Source organism: Kocuria gwangalliensis, assembly GCF_039544365.1.
Taxonomy (GTDB): Bacteria; Actinomycetota; Actinomycetes; order Actinomycetales; family Micrococcaceae; genus Kocuria; species Kocuria gwangalliensis.
In genome coordinates this window covers 1-669 of record NZ_BAABLN010000045.1, presented here as the reverse complement: position 1 = coordinate 669, position 669 = coordinate 1, and the positions used below count along the sequence as shown (strand labels likewise).

General features: G+C 71.0%; 1 protein-coding gene. It reads right to left on the bottom strand.

Annotated features, from left to right (window positions below; genetic code table 11):
* The coding region (locus ABEA06_RS13490) for a DDE-type integrase/transposase/recombinase (RefSeq protein WP_345311826.1) at positions 1 to 669 on the bottom strand (669 nt) is incomplete at both ends.

Below are 669 nucleotides of genomic sequence, written 5' to 3'. Positions count from 1 at the left end.
GGGCAGATGTAGCGGGTGCCTTGGAAACGGATGCCGTCGCGCTGGACGATGCGGGTGGTCGCGGCGGTGAGCAGCAACAGGTCGAGGTCTTCCGGTCGTGCTGGGGCTCGGGGGATCCACCCGTCCCCGATCCAGCGGGCGGCCGGGGCCTGGCCGGTCTCGGAGTGCACCCGAGCGTGGTAGTCCTCGATCAGGTAGCGCCCCAGCACCGCGTCGAGCTGCTCCAGGGCCAGGGATGGTGCTGAGGTGGGGGTGCCGCCGGTTCCGTGCGGGATGTGCCCGGGCAGATGCGGCAGCACCTCGGTGGTGATCGTGCCGTAGAAGCGTTCGATCTTCCCCCGCCCCTGCGAGACCCCGACACGGGAGTGGATGAGCCGGATGTGGGTGTCCAAGCAGACCCGCTCGAGCCGGGTGCTGGTGAAGTCGGCCCCGTGATCGCTGTAGAGCACCTCGGGCAACCCCTGGACCGGCCACCGCGCATCCGGCTTGGCCCGCACGGCCTGGTGCAGGGCCAGGGCGGTCTGCTCGGCATTGGGGGCGCCGGTGAAGACGGTGTAGCCGGCGACCGCGCGGGAGTAGTCGTCGAGGATCACGCTCAGCCACGGCCGCACCGGGCGCCCCCGGTGATCGAGGATCGCCACGTCGAGCAGGGTGTGATCGGCCTGCCAC